The following is a 7,442-nucleotide window of genomic DNA, read 5'->3' on the forward strand; positions in this document are numbered from 1 at the left end:
TAAAGCGAGCTTAGGCTCGCTTTTTTGTTTCAATAACAAAATATAAAAACGATAGACATCGTAAGAATGACTCGTTATACTTAAAAATGACAACGCTGTCATTGATATTGATTTTTATTATCATAACCCTTGACTCTTTCTGCCCTGAAAAAAGTTAACATTTCATTTCCAGTGACAGTGCTGTTCCAAAATAGTACGTTTTTTTAATTCTAACATATTGTAAAAACAGTGGTTTATTATAACTTTTTGTTATGGTTAATAAGTGGTCACTGGCAAGTAAAGCTTACAAAAAAGTCCAAAAAATGATGTCAATTTCACAAAGTTATCATTTGTGACTTGTCATCAGCCTCATTACTCATGTTATATTTGCGCCGTTTAAATGTAACAATTCTTAAATATCTAATAATTAATTTTCTTCTATATCAATAACTTTGTTTATTTGTTGCCAATTTTTTGCACAAATTCACCAAAAAGATGTAGCACAAATGTAATTTAGAGTGTATGGTTTGTTACTAGATGACAGCGTTGTCATCATCACTGGGCAGAAGTGATATAAAAACCAACAAAATGATTCAAGGGGAATCCTGTGTTAGCTAAAAATTTTAAGAAAAGCTTATTAGCAGTTAATATCGGTCTTGTAATGAGTGCCGGGTTCACTGGCGCTGCATATGCAGCTGATGAAACAAAAGTTCAAGAAGACGTTGAAGTTATTGAAGTACGTGGTATTCGTGCTTCAGCTAAATCTGATATTAATAACAAACGCTTTGCCAATGCTGTAGTAGATTCAATCACGGCTGAAGATATTGGTAAATTTCCAGACAAAAATGTTGCCGAGTCACTTTCACGCATTACTGGCGTAGGTGTAAGCCGTGAGTTTGGTGAAGGTGAAAAAATTACGGTACGTGGTTCAGATCCAACTAAAAACCGTACGTTATTAAATGGTCAAAACGTTGGTACTGCAGATTGGTTTATTCTAGATAATCCTTCGCGTAGCTTTAACTTTACTATGCTTCCTTCCTCGCTTGTTAGCAACTTAGAAGTATATAAGTCACCAGAAGCGCGTTTAGACGAAGGTTCAATCGGTGGTACAGTTATTCTTCATACTCGTAAACCTCTAGACTTAGATGCAAATACGACCTATATAAATCTTCAGAGTCAATATTCAGAAACATCTGAAAAACATGACCCTTTAATTGAAGGTTTATTTTCTTGGAAAAATGAAGATGAAAAGTTTGGTATCTTAGTTTCGGGTTCTAAATCAGATCGTACTGTGCGCCGTGAAGGTTTTGAAGTTCTTGGTTGGGATGCGCAAGATGATGGTACGTATACACCACGTACCATGGGTGTACCAGTATTCCGTCAAGATCGTGAAAGAACAACATTTTTTAGTGCAATTCAATTTGCGCCATCCGATTCATTTAGTGCGACTCTAAATATTTTAGATTCAAATATGGATGTGAATAACACAAACTCAAACTACTTACTTATGAATCCAGCATCTAACGCTACTTTGAGTTACGAAGGAGCTAATGCTGTATATGGTAGTGGTGGTACTGATGTTCGCTGGAATCATATAAACCGTATTTCAAGCACCGACACTAACTCAATTCATTTAGATATTGATTTTGCGACCGATTCTTTCAATATGAACGTTGAATTAGGTACTACTGAAGCAGAAGGTGGTACTTTGAATGAAACGTCTTGGGAGTATGGTGGGCAAGGTAATTACAATTTCGATTTAACGGGAAGCACACCTACAGTTAATGCAGGCATCGATGGTACAGATCCTTCTAAATTTAACGGTGGTTGGATTTGGGGGGGGAATAAACCTACTACAGATGAAGAATCATATGCTCAAGTAGACTTTGATATTCCAGTAGATATGGGGGCATTTACTGCTGTTAAAGTGGGTGTTAAGTATCGTGATCAGAAGCGTACTCAAGATAGAGAAGCTTACAGTTGGCATTGGGGTTATGCAAATGATGGTGTAAGCCCTAACTACATGACTCAAATCATTAGCACTGATTGTCCTACTTTGGCTAAGTGTGATCTTGCTTTAGGATCTGATAGTGTAGGTGCTGATGTTGTTAATGGTGATATTACACAGCAATTAACACATAACAGCGCTAAAATGCTTGAACTTGGCTTAGGTCCAGACGCATCATATGCTGCACATAAAGTGCTAGGTGAAATATTTGAGGTTGAAGAGAAGAAAACATCATTCTATTTACAGGGTGATTTCTCTGGTGATGATTATCGTGGTAACCTAGGTGTTCGTGTCGCGAAGACAGATCAAGACTCTTCGGGCTACTTATTCTCTTCGGATTCATCTGGCCTATTAACAGTTGATAACCCAGGGTTAAACCCAGATTTAGTTCCGTCAACGCTTGAATGGGTAACTGAATCTCGCAGTTATACGGAAATTCTTCCTAACTTTAACTTGTCATATGATCTAGCGGAAGACCAAATTGTGCGTCTATCAGCGGCAAGAACGATGGCTCGTCCTAACTTCTTTGATATTTCACCAATTACCGCACCTGGCGATTTAGAGGAAGATAACCCAACAGCACAAGCGGGTAACCCTAATTTAGACCCTCAATTAGCAAATCAGTTTGATGCTGCATGGGAATATTATTTTGATGATGCATCACTTTTTGCCATTACGCTATTCTACAAAGATATTGAAAGCTATCAGACATCAGGTACATACAATCAAGATTTTTATGACCAAAAAACTGATAAATGGGTTACTGCTAGAGTTACACGTCCTGAAAATGGCCCAGGTGGTACAACAACAGGTTTAGAAGCTACATTGCAGTATGATTTAGGAAGTGGTTTTGGTATATCAGCTAACTATACTTACACAGATGCAAATAATGATGGCGAACGTGATGTTAATAACCCAGGTTCAGGCTTAGTTTTGGGGGCATCTGAAAATATGTTAAATGCTTCGGCATACTATGAAAGTGACTTATTCTCAGTTCGCGCGATGTATAACTACCGCACTGAATGGTACAAAGGTTTACACTCTTCAGGCGCAGAGCTATGGAATGATGACTATGGTCAACTAGACTTCAGTACAACTGTAAATGTCACCGATAATATTTCAGTTGTTTTTGAAGGTATTAACTTAACTAATGAAAAAGTGGTTGAGTATAATACAAGTAAAGACCGTGTTTTATCAATTTATGAAAATGGTCGTCGATTTGTATTAGGTGCGAATTTCCGCTTCTAATATTAATAGTTAAAAATAAAAATGCCGCTAACTTTAGCGGCATTTTTGTTTGTTAATTCTTTTTATTATGACTTCTTCAATATCTTTTATATCATCCTTGCTTGCTGATAATATTCCATTGTAATTATTTTTTTCATAAGTATTTTCATCATTATTGAAGATGTAATAATTAAATATAGATTGCCATCCGGATTTTTGTTGTTTTGGCAGGTTTCTTATCGTTAATAATGTGTGTAGTAAACTATCAGAAGGTTGTTGAGTCGTATTTTTTAATAAAAAATCATCCTTCCACCAATAGTTAACTAGCATATTAAATTTATCTTTAGCTTTTACATTATGCCACCATAAAGGAGGGATATATAATGCCTCACCAGCTTGTAAATTTGCTGTAACTATTTGATTTTGGACAGACTTGAATTTAGGAAACTTATCTAGATCTGGGTTTTCAAAATCGACTAAACTTATTGCTGGTCCTGTGATTGCGCGGTCAATCGGTGCTAGATACAAAGAAGAGATAGCATGCGTTGGGAGTAAATAAAAAGTTCTTTTACCACAAAGGTTTAGTGCTATGTTGTGCTCTGTGTCATAGTGCCCAGGGACTGTGGTTTCGTTACCTAACCAAATTCTAGGTGTAATACTTTCTAAGAAATCAGGTGATGGATTAAGGGTGCTAAAATTTGGCAGGCATTCAGATAATAATGCACTTTGAATCGCGACTCTATCGATATCAACCTTGTTGTAATCAATAGTCAACCTTTTTAAAACTGATTGCAAGGGTACTTCATATTTAGTAAAAGTATGATTGTTAAAGCTCTCATCAGAGTAACCGATTATTCCATTGTGTTCTTTTCTAATTAATAATGTATCTACATTCACATTATTGGCTTGCGACATTAGACTTCTTAAAAATTTAAGTGGCGACTCTTTCGCTAAAGAAATGCAAGGCCAATCACTAAAAAGATTTGTTATAATTACAGGCTTTTCTGATGATTCTAAATGGCTTTTAAGTTGGGTTGTGCTTTCTGCTTTTATTCTGTTTAATTCCATGCTTTTAATGGCCGATAATACATGTTAATTTAAAATTAATTATAACAATTAAAGAGCGAGTTATGTCAGAGGTTTATGAAATTTTTAGTGTGGATCAGCATCAAAATTATCACATAGATATTGATATATATTATCCCCATATTGCGTCGCAACATGTAATTAATGTGATACCAAGTGAATTGGCTAAGGTTGCCCTAAATTTTCCCATTTGTTTTATGAAGTCATCCAATAATGAAGAACGCTTCTTAATGGTTGCTGTATTAGGGCTTGAAGCGGGTAAAAATGTATTCATGAAAAAAGGGAAATTTGATTCGATTTATATACCACAACATATTTCAAAGTACCCATTTTCACTAGCTAAAGGGGAAAATGGCGATGTAATGATGGCCGTAAACTCGTCAGCCTTAAATGATGAGCAAGAAGGTATAGCGCTTTTTAATGCTAACGGCGAACCATCAGATTATTTAAGATCGAAACAAGCCCAACTTAAAAACATAGCAGAACAAGAAGCGATGTCAGAACACTTTTTAAATAAGTTACGTGAATTAGGTTTATTGGCAGAGTTTCCGTTTAAGTATGATCTTGGTGACGGTAATAAAAAACAAATCTTAGGACTTTATGCGGTAGATCGCGACCTTCTTAAGTCTTTAGGTGATGATGACCTTTTAATGTTGCAAAAAAATGGCATGCTAGAAGCTATATATGCGCATTTAATGTCACTTGGACAATTCCAGCGCCTAATAAACCTTTCTGCTGATGCCATCTAAAAAGTTGTAGTGTATTTTGTTACCAGTGGGTTGCTTGTATTGCTACAAACTGCCACAAAATTTTCACTTCCTTTTTGTTGCCAAAACCTATAGGCTTTGGGCACTAACAGCAAAAAACATATTATAAAATTTAATGGAGCAGTATCATGGCGGAGCAACAAGTACAGCCTTTACATAACGAAAAACATGCCAACACTAAAATTCAAAACGGCATCAACATTGAGTTCATGAAAACTCAGCATTTAGTTCCTGTGGTTGCACACGAATTTGCACGTATCGCAAATGAATTCCCAATGGCATTTGTTAAAAACAACGAGTCAGGTCAATTTCAAGCCGTTGCGTTATTTGGTCTAGAGCCAGGTGAAAACCTTTTCATTCAAGACGACAAGTGGACAGCTGCATTTGCACCAATGGCAATGACTCGCTACCCACTGGGTCTTGTTAAGCACCCAGAAGCTGATCAATTTGGCATCGTTATCGACGAAGCAAGCCCTTTAGTTAGCGAAGAAACTGGTAATGCACTTTTCGAAAATGGTGAAGAAACTGAGTACCTTAAACGTCGTAAAGAAGCGCTTGTTTCTTTCATCGAGTTTTCTCAAGTAACTGAAGCATTCACTAAATACCTTGCAGATAAAGAACTACTTGTAGCACAAACGCTAACAGTAGAAATCAAAGGTGAGAAGAAAGACATTAACGGTATCTACCTTGTTGATGAGAAAAAACTTAACTCATTAAGCGATGAAGAGTTCTTAGACCTTCGTAAACGTGGTTACCTAGCACCTATCTACTCTTTCTTAACGTCTACTCATCAAGTAGCACGTTTAGCGCGTTTAAAAGCGGCTAAAGCTTAATTTTAAACAGCAAACAGAAAAGCGCCATTAGGCGCTTTTTTTGTTTCTTTCGTCGGTTAAAGCTTGAAAAACAGTCGTAAATTATTCACATTGGGCTTACAAACTACACTCAATTTAAGTGCCCACTATGCTAAGAACATTACTCACTTCAGTCGTTGCATTCAGTGCGTTAACGACAAGCACGTTTGCTTACTCAGCAGAGCAACCATTCGCTATTGCCATTCATGGTGGAGCGGGAACCATCGAGAAAAGCCGTTTTACCCCAGAGCAAGAAAAAGCCTACCGTGCAAAATTAAAAGAGGCGGTTGAAACAGGCTATTCTGTGTTAGAAAAAGGCGGAGAAAGCTTAGATGCCATCACTGCGGCAATCAATGTACTTGAGAATTCACCTTATTTTAATGCAGGGCGTGGTGCGGTATATACCTACGACGGGACACACGAATTAGATGCGTCAATTATGGATGGCCGTTCTCGTCAAGCCGGTGCCGTGTCAGGTGTAAAGCATATTGAAAATCCCATTAATCTAGCGCGTTTAGTGATGGAAAAATCGGTGCATGTGATGTTAAGTGGCCAAGGAGCCGAAGAGTTTGCAAAAACTCAGGGCATGCCATTGGTTGAAAATAATTTATTTGATACCGAAGACCGATATGAAGCTTTACTAAAAGCCAAAGAAAAACTCGATAAAGAGAAAGTGACCAGCAAAGATTACCAAGCAGCACATAAAGCGTTACCTGTTAATTACAAAATGGGCACGGTTGGTGCCGTTGCACTAGATAAAAATGGCAACATTGCGGCAGGTACTTCAACGGGGGGAATGACAGCTAAACGCTTTGGACGCGTTGGTGATGCGCCTGTGATTGGTGCGGGCACCTTTGCCGAAAATGCATCGTGTGCTGTGTCGGCAACCGGCCATGGCGAGTACTTTATTCGCTACAACGTTGCCGCAGATATCTGCGCACGTGTGAAATACCAAGGTAAAACGATTGCTGAAGCGGGTAACGAAGTCATCCACGATGTATTAATGCCTGTTGGTGGCACTGGCGGTGTAATTATTATTGATACGAAAGGCAATATTAGTTTGCCGTTTAATACTGCTGGCATGTATCGCGCGAGTAAATCAAATACAACACCAACGTATGTTGCGATCTTCAACGATGAGTAACGAAGCTGGGCTGTTAAAAAAGAAATCGACGCGTTAATCTCTTCTGCAATGCTGCTTAACGATTAGATAAGCAATAAAAAACCGAGTTTTTGAAGTGACCCCCAATAGTTGGACATTCCAATTACTGGGGGTCTTTTTATGTCCAAACATCATCGAGCTTTTAAGCTCAAAATAGCAGAGCTCGCTTTGTCTGAAAGCTCTTCGACAGTAAGTAACAGATTTAATGTTACAGATAGGCAGGTCCGATATTGGACCGCTATTTATCGAATTCATGGCGCTGAAAGCTTCAGGTCTGTTCACAAACCTTATTCTCAAGCATTTAAGGTAGAAGTGTTAAAAACGATGACAGCAAACAGTTGGTCACTCGGTTATACCAGTGC

The 7,442-nt window shown here is 37.8% G+C and carries 6 protein-coding genes; 5 read left to right on the forward strand and 1 reads right to left on the reverse strand.

Features of this window, described 5'->3' with window-relative positions; genetic code table 11:
* Window positions 1–586: 586 nt before the first annotated feature.
* On the forward strand, window positions 587–3,235 hold the full coding sequence (locus BWD47_RS15755; protein WP_036969601.1) for a TonB-dependent receptor: 2,649 nt from the start codon (window positions 587–589) through the stop codon (window positions 3,233–3,235).
* A 33-nt stretch (window positions 3,236–3,268) separates the two neighbouring features.
* Here BWD47_RS15755 and BWD47_RS15760 read toward each other — a convergent pair whose 3' ends face one another.
* Window positions 3,269–4,282 (reverse strand): cupin-like domain-containing protein, encoded by a 1,014-nt coding sequence (locus tag BWD47_RS15760; RefSeq protein ID WP_075594286.1) that lies wholly within the window; start codon window positions 4,280–4,282, stop codon window positions 3,269–3,271.
* Window positions 4,283–4,344: 62 nt separating this feature from the next.
* On the opposite strand from BWD47_RS15760, the gene BWD47_RS15765 reads away from it, so the two are divergent.
* The 4 genes from BWD47_RS15765 to BWD47_RS20200 form a co-directional block, all read left to right on the forward strand.
* Window positions 4,345–5,049, forward strand: coding sequence for a SapC family protein (locus tag BWD47_RS15765; RefSeq protein WP_074988592.1), 705 nt, complete (start codon window positions 4,345–4,347; stop codon window positions 5,047–5,049).
* A 146-nt stretch (window positions 5,050–5,195) separates the two neighbouring features.
* Window positions 5,196–5,900 carry a SapC family protein gene (locus BWD47_RS15770; protein ID WP_036969596.1) on the forward strand — a complete coding sequence of 235 codons (705 nt, stop codon included), beginning with the start codon at window positions 5,196–5,198 and terminating at the stop codon, window positions 5,898–5,900.
* A 127-nt stretch (window positions 5,901–6,027) separates the two neighbouring features.
* Window positions 6,028–7,062, forward strand: coding sequence for an isoaspartyl peptidase/L-asparaginase family protein (locus tag BWD47_RS15775; RefSeq protein ID WP_036969594.1), 1,035 nt, complete (start codon window positions 6,028–6,030; stop codon window positions 7,060–7,062).
* Between the two features lie 138 nt (window positions 7,063–7,200).
* Window positions 7,201–7,442: helix-turn-helix domain-containing protein (locus BWD47_RS20200; RefSeq protein ID WP_218640584.1), on the forward strand; the 242-nt coding region annotated here is incomplete at its 3' end.

Origin of the sequence: Pseudoalteromonas sp. PAB 2.2 (assembly GCF_001938575.1) — a bacterium.
GTDB classification, from domain to species: domain Bacteria; phylum Pseudomonadota; class Gammaproteobacteria; order Enterobacterales; family Alteromonadaceae; genus Pseudoalteromonas; species Pseudoalteromonas lipolytica.